The following is a 19921-nucleotide window of genomic DNA, read 5'->3' on the forward strand; positions in this document are numbered from 1 at the left end:
ATGTTCGTTCATTTGTTGCGGCGCCGCTTTCGTGGCCAGCGGAAATACAAAAGGGCCGAACCAGCGATCGCCAGCGCCAGCCCCCCAGCGGCGAATCCAATCAGCCACGGTGTGTTGAAATCCTCATGGTTCTTCCAGTCCATGATGTGGAGGCCCCAGAAGAAGTCGTAGAGACGCCAGGTGCCGTTCCTGACGGCAACGATTCGACCGCTGTTTTGCGCAACATAGATACGGGTCGCGTCGCGGTCCGGGAAATCGACCCGCCATGCTGGCAGTATCGCCCTATATTCGGTGCTGGCGGTCAAAATGGCGCGTATGCTCGGCGTCGGCGCCACGCCGCGATAGGCTTGGACCGCGACTGCTCGCGCCATTGCAGCATTTAGAGGAGGGATGCGCTTTCCAGTCTCGGCATCCTGGAGCACCACCGCACCATCGGCCAGCTCGACCTCGGCGACTTCGCGTCCCAGCAGCAGACGATATCGGACCTCTCGCGCGGGTTTGTTCGCCTCGCGCAACACGAGATCCAGCGGTGCACGGGGACGAGCTTGATCAAGCGTCGCTGGCGATACCCGCTCCACGAGACGTTCACCGCGAACCCGGTCGATCGGCAGCACGCTCATGATCAGGCCGCTGGCAAACCATAGCAATAGCTGGACACCGATGATCAGGGCCAGCCAGCGGTGTACCCGGCTAACCCCGACGTGGAGCCGAAGCCGGGTGCTCCTCAGAACCAGGTCCGCACGCCGATAACGAAGCTCGTCGCCTTGACGCCTTCGCCATCGGCCCGCGCATAGTCCGCAGTCTTGCCCAACTGGCGATCGTAGGAAACACCGATGTATGGAGCAAACTCGCGTCGGACCTCATAGCGGAGGCGCAGCCCAAATTCGGCGTTCGAAATGCCCGCTCCAATCCGGGTCTCCGGCACATCTTGCGCAGAAAAGTTAAGTTCGACCCGCGGCTGAAGGATCAGCCGTTGCGTGATGCGCTGGTCATAATAGCCCTCGATCCGTCCCAGAACCTCACCCTTGTTCGACAGGAACACAGCAGCTTCGGTTTCAAACCAGTAAGGCGCGACGCCTTCGATCCCGATCGTCGCATAAGTGCGGGACGGGTTGGGTTTGAAATCATAACGGACGCCTGCCTGTACATTCCAGTAAGGATCGAGCGCTCGGCTGTAGAGTGCCTGAACCTCTGCGGTTTCCATAAAGATACCATTGCGGCCGGCCAGAACGCCCTCGCCTTCGGTCTTGATCGTCAACCGATCGAGGTCCTTCCCGAACCAAGCCTCGCCGTCCCACCGATAGCCGTCCCGCCCGTTTCGAACCTGATATTCCGCCAGGTTGAACAGGATCATCGAGGAAGTGCTTCCCCCATGCTCGTTGTGCAGCATGGAGCGTGAATCGGCCATCGCGCCGTTCTGATAGATCCGATCAGCATAATGATCGCTCGGCGGCGATGGTGCCGGCGCGTTGCCTGGGGCAAGGCTCGTGCCCCCTGCCCCATGCCCCGCCATCTGCCCGTCCATCATCATGCCGGGCATCGACGACATGTCATGCTCCATCGGCTGACCGTTAGTGCCCGCAGGCATATTCATGCCTGGCATAGTGTGGTCCATCGCACCGCCGGCAGACTCTGGCATCGCCATGCCAGGCATACTCGACATGTCATGGCCGGCATGGGCATCGGCCGCCGACGGCGTCTTGCTGGCCGGCATGTCCATTCCGGGCATATCGCCCATTCCCGACATGTCGTGCGCAGCGGGCTTGGGTTTTGCAGCTGGTGCCCTACGCTTGGCGGGCGCAGGTCTGGCAGCCGGCCTCTCGGCCGTCGTGCGCTTGGCCCGACTTGCCGGCTTGGCCGCTGGCTTTCTCTTCGCTGCCGGCTGAGAGGCTGGCATGTTCATGCCGGGCATATTTTGCATCGATTGTGCGCCGGCCGGTGCTGCAAGAGCAAGCGGCGCCGCGCTGATCAGGAGAAGAAGCAACTTCATGCGGCTTCTCCCCGGGGCCGGACAGAGACGACACGCATCATCCCGGCATGCATGTGATAGAGCATATGGCAGTGGAAGGCCCAGTCGCCGATCGCATTGGCGGTGACATCAAAACTCACCTTGCCGCCAGGCGCGACATTGACGGTGTGCTTGCGCGGCGAATACTCGCCGTGCCCTGTCACCAGCTCGAAAAAATGCCCGTGCAGATGGATCGGGTGGGACATCATCGTGTCGTTCACGAGCGTGACGCGGACTCGTTCGTTTTCGAGGAATGGTATCGGCTCGCGCTTGTCGCTGAGCTTCACCCCGTCGAACGACCACATATAGCGTTCCATATTGCCGGTCAGATGAATTTCCATCGCCCGGTCGGGTGCCCGCACATCGGGATTGCGGTCCACCGCCATGAGATCGCGGTAAACAAGAACGCGGTGCCCCGCATCTTCGAGGCCCTGCCCGGGCTCACCCGTCCGGTCCATCGGCATAGGAGAGATCGTCTGCACGCCAGGCCCCATCTTGACCTGCGGGGCTTTGCTGGCGTCGCGCATATTCATGCCGCCCATTCCGCCCATCGCCATGCCGCCCATCGCGTCGCCGGCAGGCGCACCCATTCCAGGCATGTTCGCCATCGAACCATCGGCCGGCTTGTCCATTGCCGGCATCGAGGCCCCGGATTCCATGTTCATTCCAGCCATACCGCCTGCGGCGGCCCCGCTTGCCGACATGTCATGTCCCATCGCTGAGTGGTCCATGCCTTGCATGCCACCCATATCCATGTCCCCCATGCCCATGTCTTTCATATTAGCGAGGGGACGTTTGCGTAGCGCAGGCACTTCAGCTGCCATGCCTTCGCGCGGAGCCAAGGTTGCGCGGGCCATGCCCGACCGATCGACGGATTCGCCGACCAGCGTATAGGCGCGATCATCAGTCGGTGTGACGATGACGTCGTAAGTCTCGGCCACCGCGATCTGGAACTCGTCAACCTCGACAGGCCTGACGTTGAGCCCGTCGGCCTGAACGACCGTAAGTTTGAGGCCGGGAATCCTGACATTGAATGTCGTCATCGCAGAGGCGTTGACGAAACGCAGCCGGACCCGCTCGCCGGGCCGGAAGAGCGCAGTCCAATTGTCCTGCGGGCCATGCCCGTTCACGAGATATGTATAGGTCGAACCCGTGACATCGGAAACGTCGGTCGGGTCCATACGCATATTGCCCCAGTCGAGACGTTCCTTGAGTGGTTGGTCTTTCTTGGCCAGGAGACCGGCCAGCGTTTGGCGCTGATAGTTGAAATAGCCCCCGCCGACCTGCTTGAGCTTCCGGAAAATCGCGTGGGGGTGCATCTGGCTATGGTCGGACAGCACGACGACATGCTCGCGATCCGAGCGGATCGGGTCCTCGCCTTCCGGATCGATGACGATCGGCCCATAATGGCCCATCTGCTCCTGCAGCCCCGAATGGCTATGATACCAATATGTGCCCGCCTGAACGATCGGGAACTCGTAGACGAAGGTCGACTTTGGTTTGATGCCGGGGAAGCTGATCCCGGGCACGCCATCAAACTGGAATGGTACGAGTAAGCCATGCCAGTGGATCGAGCTGTCTTCGTCGAGATCGTTGATCACCGACAGGCGCGCCGTCTGGCCCTGGCGCAGCCGGATGAGGGGTGCCGGCACCGTGCCGTTGATGCCAATGGCATGGCTTGCCCGGCCATCGATCATCATCATCTGATGGGCGATTTTGAGCGTGATATCGTTCCCGGTGACGATCGGGAGCGGCCTCACGATCCCGGCCGAAACGGGCTGAGCCCATGCCGGCATCCAGGCCGACAATGCCAGACCACCGCCGGTCAATGCGGCACCGCGGAAAAGGTCGCGGCGGTTCAATACCGGGGGCATAGTATCTCCTTGTTCAACGTGCAGCACTCCGGGTCCGCAAAGGCGCTCGAGCGCGGTATCTCTCTCTCCTTACGCGCGAGCGGGGCGCACCCCTCATTCCTCGGCCAAGATTTCCGCAAGGCGCGACCGCGCACGGTAAAGGCGCGTCTCGACCGCCTTGCCACTTATCGAGAGCGCAGTTGCCGCTTCCGACTGATTCAGCCCTTCGACTGTGCGGAGCAACAGAACTTCCCGCAACGAGACCGGTAGCGCGCTGATTGCGGCGGCCATTCGTTTGATCTCCATTTTTGAGTCGGCACTGGCATGCGCGGAGGGTGCATCATCCGGCACTTGCTCGATCTCGGCGTCGGACGCTGCATAACCGAAGTTGAAGAGCTGCCGCACCTTCTGGCGGCGGTGCCAGTCGCGGCATTTGTTAATCGCGATCCGGGACAGCCAAGCCCTGAGCGGCCGCGCGCCATCATATTTTCGCAGATGGCTGAACGCGGAGACGAAGCAGTCCTGGGTGAGGTCTAGCGCGTCCTCGGCATTCCCCACCAGGCCGCGTACCAGTCGAAATATCGCAGCCTGGTGCCGATGCATGATCTCTGCGAAGGCCGGCTGCCGGCCCGCGAGCGTTAGCGCCGCAAGTTCACCGTCCGAGCACGCGCGAAGATCTAGACTCACCGTGCATCGTCGGTGAGCGCATGTACCACCGCCTGATCGAAGGTCTTGGCCTGATCAGGGCGCAAGATCTGGCGCATCGCGAAGATATGGCCAAGCGTTTCCTTTTGCAGCTCGCCCATCGCCTGATGCGACTGATCGACGGCCGCCGTGACACCCGGTCCGTTGCCATGTTCGGCTTCGATCGCGGCCGCGAGACGCGCGTTGTCCGCTCTCAGTTCGAGCTCCAGCGCGCGACGACGCATGGCAAAGCGCTGCTCAAGCAGTTCAACCTGAGCCTTCTGACGGTCGTCCAGGTCGAGCTTGCTGTGCAACACGTCGTGGAGTTCGACACCGGCCGCCTTGGGCTGGGGGAAGAAGTGACGCCCAAGGAACACGCCCGCAACGGCTGCGACGAAGGCGACGACAGCTACCAAAACAAGCAATTTTGCCTTCATTGAGAGCCTACCAGCAGCGTCGAGGGGGCAAGCGGATTGGATGGCCCGAACGGCGAGAGCGTGACCGATGCCTCGGCACGCGGCGTGAATCCATTGCTGGCGATACCGAGCAGCACCGCACCGAAAGCCGCGACCACGCCGAACCGGAGTTGAGAAGCGGCCGAAACCTGCGGTAATGCCGCAATGCGTTGGAACACGGCCTCCTCCAGACCTATCAGGCCCGGATGCCCCGGTTCATTGCGCAAGCGCGTCAAAAGCCCATCCAAGTCGGTTTTCATCGCAAATCCTAATCTCTATCTGTTCAGCGCCCCTGCAAGAGGGCCGCCCTCTCCGCCGTTCGCTCTACCAGCCCTTAGTGATTTCGCACCACTCGGTCGGTTTGGCTGGACGACGACCTGTCCGCAGGCGGACATATTGTTACGGCATCATCTTTTTCATGCGAGGCATATCCTTCATCATCGCATCATGGTCTTCAGGCGCACTGGCAATTGCTGCCTGATATTGCGCCGGGGTCATCTTGGGGAGTTGGCGCACGAAAGCCACCATGTCCCAGATCAATTCGTCGCTATGCGTTTTACCCCAGGCCGGCATCGCAGTCAGCTTGACCCCATGCTTGATGATCCAGAATTGTTCCCTTGCCGATCGCTGTGGCTCCCGGAAAAGCTCGGGTGCCTTAGGATAAAGGCCTTGGCTGATCTCGGACTTTTCCAGACCCGGTGCGAGATGGCAGCCGCTGCACATCTCGGTGTAAAGTCCTGCGCCGCTTTGCAGCCGTTTCATGTCCGTTAGGTTGGCCGGGACGCCCACGTTGCGAGCCCGGACGGCGATCGAACGATCACGAAGCTGCTCTATCAGCCAATAGACCGGTCTGGTGTGCGGCGAATCCGCCCCGATGTCATAGGCGCCCACATATACGACAATCCCAGCCAGTGCACCGCCGACCAGCGCCGCGACCGCGATGAACGGGCCGCTCGGAAAATGTTTCCGAAGCCATGCCTTCCTTGAATCTTCCATCGCGTCCTCCCCAGCCGAAAAGCCCTTGGTCGATTGGTGATCTCGCACCCATCCACTTGATCATACGCGCGGCGAGCTTCCACCCCTCATCTGCCGCGCAGGTCTGCGGCGCACACCAGTTGGCGCTCCGAATTCGAAGAAATCGTGCCCGTCGGATGAGGGGTCACGGTGCGCGGTGCGTAAATCGCTTTGTCGGCAGTATCGCCGCCCATGGAGAAATCGATGTTTCGTAAAACAGCTTTCGCCGTCGCCATGGCGGCGTCCGTCCTCGCCGCTACCGCTGTTCAGGCACACCCCAAGCTCAACAGCGCAAACCCGGCAGCCAATGCCGTCGGCGCATCCCCAACGAGGATCCAGCTCGTCTTTTCCGAGGCGCTGGTCGCGCAGTTCTCCGGGATCGACCTGACGATGACCGAAATGCCCGGCATGAAGATGGGGCCGATGAAGATGAACGGTGTCAAGGCGACCGTGGCCGCAGATGGCAAGACGCTCGTGGCCACGCTTGCTAAGCCGCTGCCGGTTGGAACCTACAAGGTCGACTATCACGTCGTCTCAACCGACACTCATCGCATTCAGGGCAGCTATACCTTCAAGGTCCAGTAAGAGCGTGCCGGACATCATCGCGATTGCGGTCAGGCTAGGGCTTTATCTCGATCTCATGCTGCTTTTCGGGTTGCCGATGTTCGGCCTATATACGTTACGCGGGACCGAGCGAGTATCCGGCTCGGTCCTGCGCTTTCGCTCGGTTTTAGCGACGATCGCGCTTGCCGGCATCGGATTATCGATCTTGGGCATGATAGCCTTGGCGGCCTCGATGGGCGGTGTGCCGGTCGATCAGGTTGACCGCGCCACTGTCAATCTTTTGATATCGGGCACCGCGATCGGCACAGTCTGGCAAATTCGGGTGGCGGCACTCTTACTGGTCCTGTATTTTTCCATTGTCGGGTGGCGACGCCCTGCATTCGCCCTCTGGTCAGTTTCAGTGACGGCAGCGATCGCTCTCGCGACTTTGGCCTGGACGGGTCACGGCGCGGCCGATGAAGGGTTGTGGGGATGGATCCATCTTGGCGCCGACATCACTCATCTGTTGGCCGCTGGCATATGGATTGGAGCGCTATCCGCCCTGTGCCTGCTCATTTTTCGCCCAGCGGCCCGCATGGCGATCGATCATATCCACCTGTCTCACCGGGCGTTGGATGGCTTCGCAAAGGTAGGATCGATCGTCGTGGGTCTGCTCATCCTGTCAGGCTTCATCAACAGTTGGATCTTGGTCGGACCGTCCAATATGGGATCACTTTTTACGAGCCTCTACGGTGTGTTGCTGGCAGCGAAACTGGTGCTGTTTGGCGTAATGCTGTCCCTGGCCGCCGCTAACCGCTTCTTCCTCACTCCTGCTCTGGCGACTGCGATCGAAACCGGGGACACATCATCGGCGATAGGGTCACTTCGCCGCAGTCTCATTGTCGAGAGCGGTTGTGCGCTCACCATTCTCGCGCTTGTTGCCTGGCTGGGATTATTGGCGCCCCCTGCCTCGGGGATGTAGGCATTCGGCCTTACGCCAAAGCACGCGATATGGCCTTGATTGCTTTCAGGCCCGAACCGAACCGGGAAATCGCCTCTCTGTGACGCTCGAGCTCACCATAGGGAAGATAGGCAATCTCAAGATCTGCGATGCGGCTGAATGCGGGCCGCGCGAGCTGTGCCCGCACTTCGCTCTCCCGCGCATCGGGCGCCACAAGAAACAGTCCGGCTGTGGCGTGCAGTTCGCTCCCGCTCAAGGCAAGGTCGAGCATCCGGACGATGCCCGAATAAATCGACGTCGAATGCTCTACTTCGAAGGCGGCCGCGACGCGGTCGCCGCCTCGCTCGAGCCAAAGCACATCGATAAGGCGGATGGCATCTGCGCCGGTCGATGTTGAAATTGAAGCTGGCAGGCTCTCAAGACACCCGTCCCCCAAGCGCACGCCATCGTGAAGTCGCCCCCGATCGTTGGATGCTATCCAGATATCGTAGCCCAACGCACGGCCTATATCGCGGAGCCAAGCCTGGATTTCCGAATGGGTTCGATCGCTCTCTCCCTGTTTCTGAAGGGCCTTGTTGAGCGTTTGCGCTTCGGCCCTGGCCTGTTCGAGACGGAGCGCCCACGATCCTACCGTCTGGTCTTCCTCGTCACGCGGCGGCGCCGGGTAGCGGCCCGAGCCGATATCGAACAGGAGGCCGCCAATGGCGCCGAGATCGTTCGACAGCAGATCGCGAAACCGTTCGTTCAGGTCCAGCACACCCGAGCGCATCGCGAGAAAATGCTGCCAGCTTCCGAGCTTCACCCTGCCACCGGTCAGCTTGTTATAGCCGTTGACGATCGCCGTGTTGAACGGCGGCACGAGGGTCGGATGCAGGAAGTAGAGGAGATTGGCGACCGCAGGCCCAAGCCCCTTGATGTTCAGCCGATCGATCGTGTGAATACCTGCAATGATTTCTTCGGCAGTGTCGCAACAGGCGCAGTGATCGAGCAACCGGCCGAACGCGCGTTGGTTCGCTGGATTTTCATAGATGTCAGGGATGCGCAATTTGGGCTTCCAGAGAAACGCGTGGTCAGCGCCTTTGAATATCTGCCTCTGCTCCGCGACTGAATGAACGACCGTTTCCAGCGAAGAGCCCCGATACACCACGCCAAACCGACCGGCTTCGATCTCTGCCACTACCTGAGCCAGACCACGCCGGATCGAACGGAAGTTTTTGATGCGCTCGTCCCAAAGAAACCAGCTTTGATAGGTCGCGTTGGGGTCTTCCTTCCATCGTTGGATCAGTTGCCGCGCAAGCAATTCAAATTCCGCCAAACCCCGTTCCCCCACTCACGTCGATCTTCTCCAACGCTAGCACTCCGCCCCGTATACGAACAGTTTTTGCGCGCCCGCCCAGGACGAAAGGCGGCCCGCGTCATCTGATGTCGTCGGGAATATGCATCAGCAGGTCACGGGTGTAGTCGATCAGGAGATCGCCAACGGTTGCCCCGTAAAGCGCGAGAAACAAGATGAACGCCAGGAGCTTGGGGACGAAGCTCACGGTCTGTTCGTTGATCGACGTCGCGGCCTGGATCATGGAGATAATGAGTCCGACCACCAACATGATTATCAGCGGTGGTCCAGCGACGAGCATCATCACCCAAAGCGCTCTGCCCATCGAAACCGAAAACGGGCTGTAGGTCTCCATCTCTCCCCCGTCGATGATGGTGTCGTCGCCCCCTGACGTTGCGACCAGTGGTTGTTGCGGGGGCGAGCAACATGGTGCGCGATCGGGTTTATACCCGTCCGTCTGCCCCACATCCGCTCGCCCCCGAGCCACGCTGCGACCCGTGGGCACCTGAGTTGTCCATCCTGCTTGGCGATGGTCTTCATCTGAATTTACGCAGCGACGCGGTTTACCCCTCGCGACCCACCGCTTTTTTTCGAAGAACGCGCAGGCTTTCGAGGGAAGAAGGGGCGTGCCGCGTAATAGGAGTGACGAGCGAGGTCAGCGAAAGGCAGGCATGTACGACTGCGTAATCATCGGAGGCGGCCCCGCGGGGCTGACAGCAGCCACCTACCTGGCCCGGTTTCTGCGTTCTACGCTGGTCATCGATGCTGGCGACGGCCGCGCCACCCGCATCCCGACGACACATAACCTCCTCGGTTTTCCAGACGGTATCTCTGGCGAAAATCTGCTTGTCCGTATGCATCGACATGCTGCGCAGTACGGTGCCGAATTGGTCACTGGGATCGTCGATCGCATCGACCGGATCGGGACAGGTTTCGTCGTCCATACGAATGCCAAGACATTCAGCGCACGGACAATATTGCTGGCGCAAGGCGTGACGAATCATCGGCCGCGAATGCCGCAGGACACGCATGATCAAGGCGTCGCCCAAGGACTGATACGGTATTGTCCGATCTGCGACGCCTACGAGATCCGCGGCAAGAGAGTCGCCGTGCTGGGCTGCTCCGGCCACGGAGCGACCGAAGCGATTTTCGTTCGCCACTACAGCGATACCATCACGCTGCTCACTCAGGATGCTTCGGAGCTTTCGCAAACTGATGAGGCAAATCTAACTCGGAACGCTATAAGCGTCGAGCGAGCGCCTGTCAGCGATTTGTCGGTCAACCAGGAAGACCTGCTCGTACATTTGGGCGATGGCCGATCGCTTCAGTTCGACACCCTCTATGTTGCCCTCGGAACCTCGGCGCGCGCGGAATTGGCGCGAATGGCTGGCGCGGAACTGAGCACGGCAGGTTGCATCGTTGTCGATGAGCACCAGCAAACGACGGTCGGCGGGCTGTTCGCTGCCGGCGATATGGTCGAAGGGCTGGATCAAATTGCTGTTGCGGCAGGTCAGGCGGCTAAAGCCGCAACGGCCATCCACAATCTGTTGTCCGGCTGACGTGGCAACGCACCAAGATTACGCGCGCGAAAATATATGTGGGCCGGGCTTGACCCTGACATGATGTCAGACCCCAGATTGCATTTCGTCGATAAGGAGACGAGCCTGTGACTGACCCTGTTTCTGCTAGCAATTCGGACGCCCATAGCTGCTGCGCCGGTAAGCACGGCGAAGGCACCGACACGAAAACGACCAAGGATCCGGTTTGTGGCATGATGGTCGACCCGGCCGCAACGCCTCACCATGCCTCGCATCACGGCGAGGACTATCATTTCTGCAGCGCCGGCTGCCGCACGAAGTTTGTTGCCGAGCCGGTGCGCTATTTGTCCGAGCGAGGCAACGAGGCAGCGGTCGCTCAACCCGGCGCGATGTGGACGTGCCCTATGCACCCGGAGATCCGCCAGGATCATCCCGGGCCATGCCCGATCTGTGGCATGGCGCTCGAGCCGGAGCTCGTGACGGCAGAGACCGGACCAAGCGGTGAACTCCTCGATATGTCCCGCCGTTTCTGGATCGCCTTGCTGCTCACCATCCCTGTTTTTGCCCTGGAAATGGGCAGCCACCTGATCCCGGCGCTGCACAATCTTGTCCCGGCACGCCTGTCCGGATGGCTCCAATTCGCGCTGGCAACCCCGGTCGTGCTCTGGGCAGGCTGGCCATTCTTTGAACGCGGTTGGGTGTCCATTCGGACCCGCAAGCTCAACATGTTCACGCTGATCGCGATGGGGACGGGCGTGGCCTGGGCCTATAGCGTGGTAGCGACCTTCGCTCCGAGGATCTTCCCCGCAGCCTTTCGAATGATGGATGGCACAGTCGCAATCTACTTCGAAGCCGCCGCCGTCATCACCGTCCTCGTGCTACTGGGTCAGGTGCTCGAGTTGCGCGCCCGCGAGCGAACCTCAGGCGCCATCAAGGCTCTGCTCAACCTCGCGCCCAAGACGGCGCGCCGCGTTGGTGCCGACGGAAATGACGAAGAGGTTTCGCTCGAACAGGTCGCCGTTGGCGACCGCCTCCGTGTGCGCCCGGGCGAGAAAGTCCCAGTCGACGGTAAGGTCGAGGAGGGCCACTCTTCGCTCGACGAGTCGATGGTGACGGGCGAGTCGATGCCGGTCACGAAGGCGCTCGGCGACGTGGTCATTGGCGGAACGATCAACCAGAGCGGTGCTCTCATCATCCGCGCCGAAAAGGTCGGCCGCGATACGATGCTGGCCCGCATTGTCCAGATGGTGGCTGACGCGCAGCGTTCGCGTGCACCCATCCAGCGCCTAGCCGACCAGGTTGCGGGATGGTTCGTGCCCGCCGTCCTGCTGATCGCGCTCATTGCCTTTGGCGTTTGGGGTATCTGGGGACCGGAGCCGCGTCTGGCCCATGGCCTGATCGCCGCCGTCGCCGTCCTCATCATCGCCTGTCCTTGCGCCTTGGGGCTTGCGACGCCGATGTCGATCATGGTCGGCATCGGCCGGGGTGCGGGGCTTGGCGTCCTCATCAAAAATGCCGAGGCGCTGGAGCGGATGGAGAAGATCGACACGCTCGTCGTCGACAAGACAGGGACGCTGACCGAAGGGCGGCCATCGGTCACCCGCATCGTCTCTGCCCCTGGTCATGAGGAGAGCGAACTGCTGCGGCTCGCCGCGGGCGTGGAACGGGCATCGGAACATCCGCTGGCGCTGGCTGTGGTCGCCGCCGCAAAGGACAGGGGTATCGCGCTTCCCGAAGTGACGGACTTCGATTCACCGACCGGCAAGGGCGCGATCGGCACAGTCGATGGCAAGCGCATCACCCTGGGCAACGCCCGTTTCCTGTCTGAAAGCGGAATTGACGTCAGCGTCCTTGAGCGACAGGCAGACGAGCTGCGCCAGGATGGCGCGACCGCCATTTTCATCGGCGCGGATGGGCAGGCGGCCGGGATACTTGCCATTGCCGACGCGATCAAGGCGACGACCGCCGAGGCCATCGCGGCGCTTCGCAAGGAGGGCATAAGAGTCGTGATGCTGACCGGCGACAATCGCACCACGGCGGAAGCGGTCGGGCGCAGGCTCGGGATCGACGAGGTTGAAGCCGAGGTGCTGCCGGATCAGAAGAGTGCGGTGATCGCGAGGTTGAAGGGCGAAGGGCGCATCGTCGCGATGGCGGGAGACGGGGTCAATGACGCACCTGCGCTAGCGGCGGCTGATGTCGGCATCGCGATGGGCTCGGGCACCGATGTTGCGATCGAAAGCGCGGGCGTGACGCTGCTGAAGGGCGACCTTAACGGCATCGTGCGCGCACGCCGTCTCAGCGAGGCGACAATGTCCAATATCCGCCAGAACCTGTTCTTCGCCTTCATCTACAACGCAGCCGGGGTTCCGATCGCGGCGGGCCTGCTGTACCCGATCTTCGGTATCCTGCTCTCGCCGATCATTGCCGCTGCGGCGATGGCGCTGTCCTCGGTCAGCGTGGTTACCAACGCGTTACGCCTCAATCGCGTGGCACTATGAACATCGGCACCGCATCAAACGCGAGCGGTGTCTCTCACCGGATGATCCGCCATTACGAGAAAATTGGCCTGATCCCCTCGGCGGCGCGCCGGGACAGTGGCTATCGCGACTACTCGGATGCCGACGTCCACCGCCTTCGCTTCATTGCCAACGCTCGCGATCTCGGTTTTCCGATTGAGGAAATCCGAACACTGCTTGGACTTTGGTCCGATCGCGATCGTGCCAGTTCAGAGGTCAAGGCGTTGGCGGAGTCCCGCGCGGCCGACCTTGGCCGCAAGGCGGACGCGCTTAATGCGATGCGAGAAGCGCTTATGGGATTGGCGAAGAGTTGTGACGGTAACAACCGGCCGGACTGTCCGATTCTGACCCACCTGGCGTCTTGAGGATCTTGAGCGACACGCCTGCGCTTTCATTTTTGGAATTCGCGTCCGGTCAGCTTCGCGAGCCGGCGCGGAAGATCGGCGGCGATCTTGCGTTGCTGGTGAGGCTGTGCCCTCTTCCATCCCCTGCATTCGGTTTTGGATCTGCCGCACCCCCGACACCATCCGGTCGAGCCGTCGAAACGACACAGGTCGATGCACGGCGACTTCACAGCCACCTCATCAATGGCATTCGATTGTCAGGTGCTTCAACTCATGAACAGGCACGAGCCGATCACGAATGACGCTTGCATCGATTCCCGCACCGCCGACCACACCGACGATGGCGGCATGGGCGTCGGGACCGACCCGCCAGACATGGAGATCGGCGATGCGCACATCGCCTGGTCCTTCGAGGAGATCCTGTATTTCCTCGGCCACATGATCATCGGTCGAATCGAGGAGGACCGCGGCGGTATCTCGCATCAGGCTCCAGGACCAGCGAGCGATCACCACCGCTCCCACAATCCCCATGACAGGGTCCATCCACACCCAGCCAAGATAGCGGCCTGCCAGAAGAGCCGCGATTGCCAATACTGACGTAAGAGCGTCGGCCAGGACATGTACATAGGCCGAGCGAAGGTTGTTGTCGCCACCATGGGCATCATGGTGGTCGACGTGATCATGATGGTCATGACCATGATGGTGATGGCTGCCCGACAGGAGGAAGGCGCTGACAATGTTCACACCGAGCCCAATGACGGCAATCAAGGTCGCTTCGCCGAAGGCAACCTTGATGGGCTCGAACAACCGCAGGATCGATTCGACACCGATTCCCAGAGCTATCAGGCCAAGCACCAGCGCCGAGGCGAAGCCCGCAAGGTCACCCACTTTGCCGGTTCCAAAGCTGAACCGCCGGTTCGACGCATGCTGTTTGGCATAAGCATAAGCCATCGCTGCGACACTTAGCGCCCCAGCATGCGTTGCCATATGGAAGCCATCGGCCAGCAGCGCCATTGATCCGGTGACATAGCCGGCGAAAATCTCGCCGATCATCATCACGGCCGTCAGCCCCACTACCCACAGCGTCCGGCGAGCGTTGTCGTCGTGAGACGCCCCCAGATACATATGGTCGTGCACAAAGGCGTCAATATCGCGGGACGTCGTCATTATCTCAGCCTTATTTCGCGTAGCGGCGTATGACCGCGATCAGTTCTTCTGCTCCCACGGCACGATCTTCGGCCGTGAGATCGGGGTCCGCCACATGGGCTCGGACATGCTCTTCGATAATCTCGTCCATGAGCCCGTTCATGGCGCCGCGCGCCGCTGCAACGAGATGCAGCGTCGTCGTGCAATCGGCATTGGCGGTCAGCGCCTTCTCGATCGCCGTGACCTGGCCGGCGATACGCCGCACGCGCTTCAAAAGTTCATCATTGCCGTCCGTCAAATGTCCCATAGGATACCCCCCTACCCTATATGGGGAGCGAAAGCCAGAATTGTCTTAGGCTCTGGGCTGCCAGCGATCGGTGTCGCGACACGACATGTGGGCGCTACGTCAGGTGAGCTTCGCCATGAGCCGCCCCGCCGCCCCCTGCTCAGCGGCAAGATTGCGATTGTAGGCAAGCGGCATGCGCGGCGATTTCCAGCGCAGCGCGTCCATAATCCCAGCGAGATCCTCGCCGCTCGCGAACAGGTCTTGATTGAGCCCAATCCGCGTGGAGTGCGCGCTGATCCCCTTCAGCAGCCGAGTTAGATCTTCGGCCGTGAGATCGGGGAGCGCGCCGAGATCGAATGCCCGCTGAATGATCGACCGGAAGATCGGCCCGATTGACCCTGGATGCAGCGCAGCCGTGCCGACATCGTATTCGACTCGCGCCTTCACTGCGGGCTTGGAAAGCGTCTTGCGCAGATCCCAACCCTCGCGTCCGGAGATGCTGTCGATCGGCCTGCCGCGCACCGCCGCACGGGCCTTGTACCGTCGCACCTGCACTCGCCGGAACAGATGCCCCTCCGTGATATCGGCGGCTTCGGTCCAGGCCGTGATCGCCGCGACCGTGCGCGGGCTGAGATAGGCGGTCGCCCCCTCCCCGTCCTGATCGCCCTTGCTGCGCAGGATCTGCAGCAGGCGCGCCTCGGGGTCGATCGCCTCTTCAATATGTTCGACCGCGACCGCAACCAGTTCCGAGGCCCGCAGACCGGTATCGTAAGCGGTTGATAGCAGCGCCCGATCGCGTAGGCCCGGCAGATCGTCCGCGCAGCTCTCGAGCAGCGCGCGGATGTTAAGCCCGCGCGCCTTGTCGCGCTCGACGTCGCGGACTGGCCCCTTGAACCGCAGCGGCCGCGCCTGTTTCTGCGCGGCACCCTTCTCGCGGCGCACCGCCTGCAGCCGCAGCTTGACCAATGGCGCTGGCGTTGGATCCTTCAGATCGAGCAACTGGTGGATCTTGGCGATTGACGCCTTGTAGGGGGCGTCACATAAAACGGGCACAGATATACGCTAAGCCTTTTGGGGCACGGTAGCGCCGATCTTTTGGCGCAGCGGCCGTAGCGTGCCGGTCGTTAAGTCATGATCCGTCCAAAGGTAATCGCCGGTCAGATTGATGTGTTGCCAGCCCAGCGGTGACAGATGTTGGAGAAATTCGGCCGGGATTTCCTTTCCTTGCTGCTCCATATGGCGAAGCACCGCCTCGAGGTAGGTCGTGTTCCAGAGGACAATGGCTCCAGCCACCAGATTGAGCGCGGACGCTCGGTGTCCTTGAGCCTGTAGCCCATGGTCGCGTATCCGGCCGGTGCGGTGAAAGAAGATCGCGCGCTTGAGGGCGTTCTGCGCCTCGCCCTTGTTCAGTTCGCGCGTAGCACGGCGCCGTTCTTCCGGCTTTTCGATCCAGTCTAGGGTGAAAAGCGTCCGTTCAACCCGGCCTATCTCGCGTAGCGCCAGCGCCAGGCCGTTGGCGCGCGGATATGAACCAAGGCGCTCGAGCATGGTGGAGGCACTCGTGACTCCGGTCCGGATAGATGTTGCGAGGCGGACGATGTCTTCCCAGTGGCTAGCGATGAGCTGTTCATCAATGGCCTGCGCGGCCATCGGGGCTATGGTCGGCCCTGGCCGCGCATCGCGGAACAAGTGGAGGCGCCGGGCGGCGATATTGGGAATTCGCGGTGCGAACTGGAACCCCAGCAAATGGCAGAGCGCGAAAACATGGTCGGAAATGCCGCCGCCATCGGTATGGTGGCGTTCAATCGCAAGTTCGGCACCATGATGCAGCAGGCCGTCAAGGACGTGGGCTGCCTCGCTCGCACCGGCGGAAATAACCTTGGCATGAAACGGCGCATAGCGATCCGAGACGTGAGTATAGAAGGATACCGAAGGTTCACTGCCCTTGTGGGGATTGACAGAACCGGTCGCCTGCGCGCGGCGATCAAGTGGAAAGTTCTGGCCATCGGAACTCGACACATTTCCATCGCCGAACACATTTGACAGCGTCATGCGATGCTGAGCATCGGCCAACATCGCCAAGGCGGCGCCGTAGCTGTCTTCGCGTAAATGCCATGCCGCAAGCCAACCGAGTTGGCGCTGGCTCACCAAATCGCAGGCCTCTGCCATGCGGGCGTGGCCGAGATTGGTGGCGTCGGCAAGAACCGCTGTCAGGACAGTGCGGGGATCATCATGTACGCGGCCCGTGGTGAGATGGGTAAAGCATTTCGAGAAGCCGGTCCAACGATCAACCTCCGCCAGCAGGTCAGTAATGCGGATGGCCGGCAAATGGCCATACAAGGGAGAGAGTGCCCTTTCGGCTTCCTCCGGTGTGATGGCTCGAAGTGGCGATATCCGCAGCTTGCCGCCTGAAAAGTGCACATCTTCGAGCGCGTCCGCTTCCACCTTTGCGTCCACCTCGGCCAGCCTTCGGGAAAGGAGCGCCTTGCGCTCCTCGAGCCAGACTGCGGCCGTATCGGCGACCGGGACAGGCAATGGACCAGCGGCCCTCATAGCAGTGAACACCGGGGTGGAGATAAGTTGCTGCTCCACGGCTCTGTATCGCCGGCTGCCTTCGACCCACACGTCACCCGCTCGCAAGCGGTCCCGCAACTCGGCGAGGACACAGAACTCGAAAATACGGCGATCAAGACCGGCTCGGCCAATCCGTCGCCGCCATGCCGGTCGGACGAAACCAAGCGCGGCATCTGCTGGTAGCTTGCGCAGGCGGCCACTTCCGAGATCGCGCATTGTCGCGATGGCTCGAGCAAGACCCACACAGGCAGGCACCGCACCGAAGGTGAAGCTTGCGACGAAGGCCGGACCGATCTGTCGCAGGATCGGCAGGTTCGATCGCGCGAGTTCGACGGGATCGAGCGGATCGGGACGGACAAGTCGCTTGGCTTCCTCGATCTCGGAACCGAGATCGTCCCATCCGATAACCTCTTCAATGGCGCTGAGAGGATCTGCACCGCTGTCCCTTGCATCAATGATCGCAGTTCCGAGACGGGCCAGCAGACGAATTTTGCCATTGATGGTGCGTTTGTCGCGCTTCAGCGCAGCCTCTTCCCGGCGCTCGGCACGCCGGAACATCTGTCCGATCAAACGTTCGAACATCATCACGGCATCGTCAGTCAGGGCGATCTGCATTTCGGCAACGGTGGCAGCCAGAATGGCCCGGCGACGGATCGGGTTCAGGACGGATAGATGTTGCGCAGTGAGCCGCACGCCCTCCTGATTAAGGCGCCGCAGTCGTTCTGGATGGACTGGGGCTACAACTTCAGGCTCCAAGCCGATTGCCCGCAATGTGGACAATCGCTCGAGAATTTCCGCGAAGGCACGTCGTCCCGGTCTACCGGGTGGTTGGCGGATCCAGGCAAGAATGCTGATGCGGCCTGCATTGTGCTGCAGCAGCAGCGAGTCCAGCAGGCCGCATTGCACTGAAGTCAGACTTCCCGTCAGCAGGTTGCCCACGTTCCGCTCGGCATCTAACAGAGCTTTGCTCACCATGCGTTCCAGGGACGTGATACCGGGCACGATTATCTGCCGGCGGCGGAATTCTTCCATCAGGATCCGCGCGAGATCGATTCCACCGGTCATGGTCAGTGCGATCGGCAAGAGCCAAGCCTGCAGTTCTGCATGGATCGGACGGCTCAATTGCCGGAAACCGAATACCTCGCGCAGCGTATCGAGTTGCTCATACCGGGTGGGACCACGCGTGGCATAATCGGCAAGCGCGTCCGGCTCGACGCCGAGCTGATCCCCGACGAACCTGAGAGGGGTGACTACACGAAAGTGCATTTTACGTACGCTACAGGCGAACGAATGCAGTACGATGGCCGAATGACCGGAAACCAGAACCGCCGCCTACTGCTCCTGACCCTGCCGCCGTCGCATTACTGCGAGCGGGCGCGCTGGGCGCTGGATCGTCAGGGGATCGTGTATGATGAGGAGCGGCTAGCGCCTGGGGCGCACATGCTGCGCACCAAACGCTTGGGCGCTTCAGCCACGTCGCTTCCATTGCTCCTGCTCGGTGACGGCTCGATATGCCAGGGAAGCGATCGAATTTTGGACTGGACGGGATTGCCAGGTGGAGACCCCGAAATTGAGCAGCGGCTAGAACATACGACGGCACCGCTCATTCGCCAGTGCCTGTACGCCGGACTGCTGGCTGCACCACGCTCAGGCATTCGCGACGTGTTGCTGCGTGGTACGAGCGCACCCCAAGCTGCGATAGTACGCCTCATTTGGCCGCTGCTGCGCCGAACGATGGTTACGGGCATGAATGCGCGGCCGCATCTCTTGCCCGAGCTGATCGCGCGAGTTGAACGCGAACTTGACTGGTTAGACCTGGTTCTCGCTGAGCGCGGCAATCACCTGGTGGGCCAGGAGTTTGGTCGCGCCGATCTGACCACGGCAAGTCTGCTGGCTCCCCTCGCATTGCCGCAGATGGAACCGGTGAAGAGCGTCTCCGCTGGAATCGAATGGCCGTCCTCGCTTGCTCCCTTCCTCGCGAGTTGGGCGGAACGACCCACTTTGAAATGGGTCCGCAATATATACGCATCCTACCGCGTTCCGCTTTCCAACGCCTTGTAAAGGGCGGTCTTCCCGATTTTCAAGCGAGCGGCAGCCTCGCGCACAGTGAGGCCCGCTGCGATGTGCGCCCGCGCCTTGCGCAACTTGTCGGGGGTGACGACGGGGCGGCGCCCGCCCTTGCTACCGCGCTCGCGCGCGGCGCGCAGGCCCGCCTGGGTGCGCTCGCGGATCAGATCGCGCTCGAACTGCGCGAGGGAGCCGAAGATGTTGAACACCAGCATGCCTCCCGGCGTGGTGGTGTCGATGCTCTCGGTGAGCGAGCGGAACCCGATGCCCCGTGCCGCCAATTCACCGATTTTCTCGATCAGGTGGCTCATCGAGCGACCAAGCCGATCGAGCTTCCACACGACCAGCGTGTCGCCGGAGCGCAGATAGGCCAGCGCTTCGGCAAGACCGGGCCTGTCAGCCCTGGCACCCGACGCCTGATCGTCGAAAACACGTTCGCATCCTGCCCGCTCCAGTGCGTCGTGCTGGAGCGAGAGCTTCTGGTCAGGGGTGGAGACCCGCGCATAGCCGATCAGCGCCACGGGCCGCTCTGTTGTGTCCGTTTTCCCATCATCATACGATCTTGTCCGAATCGCCATCGAAGGTCCAGAGTTGACGGA

At 61.5% G+C, this 19921-nt stretch carries 20 protein-coding genes and 1 pseudogene; 6 read left to right on the plus strand and 15 right to left on the minus strand.

Annotated features, from left to right (window positions below; genetic code table 11):
- Nucleotides 1-8: 8 nt before the first annotated feature.
- The 7 genes from FYJ91_RS19665 to FYJ91_RS19695 all read right to left on the minus strand — a co-directional run bounded on the left by FYJ91_RS19665 (nt 9) and on the right by FYJ91_RS19695 (nt 5996).
- Nucleotides 9-734: a PepSY domain-containing protein gene (locus tag FYJ91_RS19665; protein ID WP_149524033.1), complete on the minus strand. Its 726-nt coding sequence runs from the start codon at nt 732-734 to the stop codon at nt 9-11.
- Entirely contained in the window at nt 725-1990 is a 1266-nt protein-coding gene (locus FYJ91_RS19670) for a copper resistance protein B (RefSeq protein ID WP_149524034.1), read from the minus strand. The genes FYJ91_RS19665 and FYJ91_RS19670 overlap by 10 nt, the downstream gene beginning before the upstream one ends.
- Nucleotides 1987-3882, minus strand: a complete 1896-nt coding sequence (locus FYJ91_RS19675; RefSeq protein WP_149524035.1) for a copper resistance system multicopper oxidase — start codon at nt 3880-3882, stop codon at nt 1987-1989. Before FYJ91_RS19675 ends, FYJ91_RS19670 begins: the two co-directional genes overlap by 4 nt.
- 93 nt (nt 3883-3975) lie before the next feature.
- Nucleotides 3976-4548 carry an RNA polymerase sigma factor gene (locus FYJ91_RS19680; RefSeq protein ID WP_149524036.1) on the minus strand — a complete coding sequence of 191 codons (573 nt, stop codon included), beginning with the start codon at nt 4546-4548 and terminating at the stop codon, nt 3976-3978.
- A complete protein-coding gene (locus FYJ91_RS19685; RefSeq protein ID WP_149524037.1) occupies nt 4545-4982 on the minus strand; it encodes a periplasmic heavy metal sensor in 438 nt (145 codons plus the stop codon). The genes FYJ91_RS19680 and FYJ91_RS19685 overlap by 4 nt, the downstream gene beginning before the upstream one ends.
- Nucleotides 4979-5260: a hypothetical protein gene (locus FYJ91_RS19690; protein WP_149524038.1), complete on the minus strand. Its 282-nt coding sequence runs from the start codon at nt 5258-5260 to the stop codon at nt 4979-4981. Before FYJ91_RS19690 ends, FYJ91_RS19685 begins: the two co-directional genes overlap by 4 nt.
- Nucleotides 5261-5399: 139 nt before the next feature.
- Entirely contained in the window at nt 5400-5996 is a 597-nt protein-coding gene (locus tag FYJ91_RS19695; RefSeq protein ID WP_149524039.1) for a c-type cytochrome, read from the minus strand.
- 210 nt (nt 5997-6206) lie between these two features.
- On the opposite strand from FYJ91_RS19695, the gene copC reads away from it, so the two are divergent.
- Nucleotides 6207-6599, plus strand: a complete 393-nt coding sequence (copC, locus tag FYJ91_RS19700; RefSeq protein ID WP_246152767.1) for a copper homeostasis periplasmic binding protein CopC — start codon at nt 6207-6209, stop codon at nt 6597-6599.
- A gap of 4 nt (nt 6600-6603) precedes the next feature.
- Nucleotides 6604-7539: a copper homeostasis membrane protein CopD gene (copD, locus tag FYJ91_RS19705; RefSeq protein WP_149524040.1), complete on the plus strand. Its 936-nt coding sequence runs from the start codon at nt 6604-6606 to the stop codon at nt 7537-7539.
- A 10-nt stretch (nt 7540-7549) separates the two neighbouring features.
- On the opposite strand, the gene FYJ91_RS19710 is transcribed toward copD, so the two are convergent.
- Both FYJ91_RS19710 and FYJ91_RS19715 read right to left on the minus strand, forming a co-directional pair.
- A complete protein-coding gene (locus FYJ91_RS19710; protein WP_149524041.1) occupies nt 7550-8833 on the minus strand; it encodes a type II restriction endonuclease in 1284 nt (427 codons plus the stop codon).
- Nucleotides 8834-8933: 100 nt separating this feature from the next.
- Nucleotides 8934-9206, minus strand: coding sequence for a flagellar biosynthetic protein FliQ (locus tag FYJ91_RS19715; protein ID WP_149524083.1), 273 nt, complete (start codon nt 9204-9206; stop codon nt 8934-8936).
- A gap of 316 nt (nt 9207-9522) precedes the next feature.
- Between FYJ91_RS19715 and FYJ91_RS19720 the strand changes: the two genes are divergently transcribed.
- The 3 genes from FYJ91_RS19720 (at nt 9523) to cueR (ending at nt 13270) form a co-directional block, all read left to right on the plus strand.
- Nucleotides 9523-10410, plus strand: a complete 888-nt coding sequence (locus FYJ91_RS19720) for an NAD(P)/FAD-dependent oxidoreductase (RefSeq protein WP_149524042.1) — start codon at nt 9523-9525, stop codon at nt 10408-10410.
- 107 nt (nt 10411-10517) lie between these two features.
- Nucleotides 10518-12887 (plus strand): heavy metal translocating P-type ATPase, encoded by a 2370-nt coding sequence (locus tag FYJ91_RS19725; protein WP_425474079.1) that lies wholly within the window; start codon nt 10518-10520, stop codon nt 12885-12887.
- Nucleotides 12884-13270 carry a Cu(I)-responsive transcriptional regulator gene (gene cueR / locus FYJ91_RS19730; RefSeq protein ID WP_149524043.1) on the plus strand — a complete coding sequence of 129 codons (387 nt, stop codon included), beginning with the start codon at nt 12884-12886 and terminating at the stop codon, nt 13268-13270. The genes FYJ91_RS19725 and cueR overlap by 4 nt, the downstream gene beginning before the upstream one ends.
- 26 nt (nt 13271-13296) lie before the next feature.
- On the opposite strand, the gene FYJ91_RS19735 is transcribed toward cueR, so the two are convergent.
- From FYJ91_RS19735 to FYJ91_RS19755, 5 genes and pseudogenes are all read right to left on the minus strand, one after another.
- On the minus strand, nt 13297-13485 hold the full coding sequence (locus tag FYJ91_RS19735; RefSeq protein ID WP_149524044.1) for a DUF1289 domain-containing protein: 189 nt from the start codon (nt 13483-13485) through the stop codon (nt 13297-13299).
- A 4-nt stretch (nt 13486-13489) separates the two neighbouring features.
- On the minus strand, nt 13490-14416 hold the full coding sequence (dmeF, locus tag FYJ91_RS19740; RefSeq protein ID WP_149524045.1) for a CDF family Co(II)/Ni(II) efflux transporter DmeF: 927 nt from the start codon (nt 14414-14416) through the stop codon (nt 13490-13492).
- A gap of 10 nt (nt 14417-14426) precedes the next feature.
- Nucleotides 14427-14702, minus strand: a complete 276-nt coding sequence (locus FYJ91_RS19745; RefSeq protein WP_149524046.1) for a metal/formaldehyde-sensitive transcriptional repressor — start codon at nt 14700-14702, stop codon at nt 14427-14429.
- Nucleotides 14703-14801: 99 nt separating this feature from the next.
- Nucleotides 14802-15710, minus strand: a pseudogene (locus FYJ91_RS19750) (site-specific integrase); the annotation flags it as partial.
- 33 nt (nt 15711-15743) lie between these two features.
- Nucleotides 15744-18521, minus strand: a complete 2778-nt coding sequence (locus FYJ91_RS19755) for a Tn3 family transposase (protein ID WP_281290642.1) — start codon at nt 18519-18521, stop codon at nt 15744-15746.
- Between the two features lie 42 nt (nt 18522-18563).
- Here FYJ91_RS19755 and FYJ91_RS19760 point away from each other — a divergent pair, with 42 nt between their 5' ends.
- Nucleotides 18564-19316: a glutathione S-transferase N-terminal domain-containing protein gene (locus tag FYJ91_RS19760; RefSeq protein ID WP_181008599.1), complete on the plus strand. Its 753-nt coding sequence runs from the start codon at nt 18564-18566 to the stop codon at nt 19314-19316.
- Here FYJ91_RS19760 and FYJ91_RS19765 read toward each other — a convergent pair.
- Complete coding sequence (locus FYJ91_RS19765) at nt 19286-19843, minus strand: recombinase family protein (RefSeq protein WP_149524048.1); 558 nt, start codon at nt 19841-19843, stop codon at nt 19286-19288. The two genes, FYJ91_RS19760 and FYJ91_RS19765, sit on opposite strands and share 31 nt — an antisense overlap.
- Between the last annotated feature and the right edge of the window lie 78 nt (nt 19844-19921).

It is taken from the genome of Sphingomonas montanisoli, assembly GCF_008274695.1.
GTDB lineage: Bacteria > Pseudomonadota > Alphaproteobacteria > Sphingomonadales > Sphingomonadaceae > Rhizorhabdus > Rhizorhabdus montanisoli.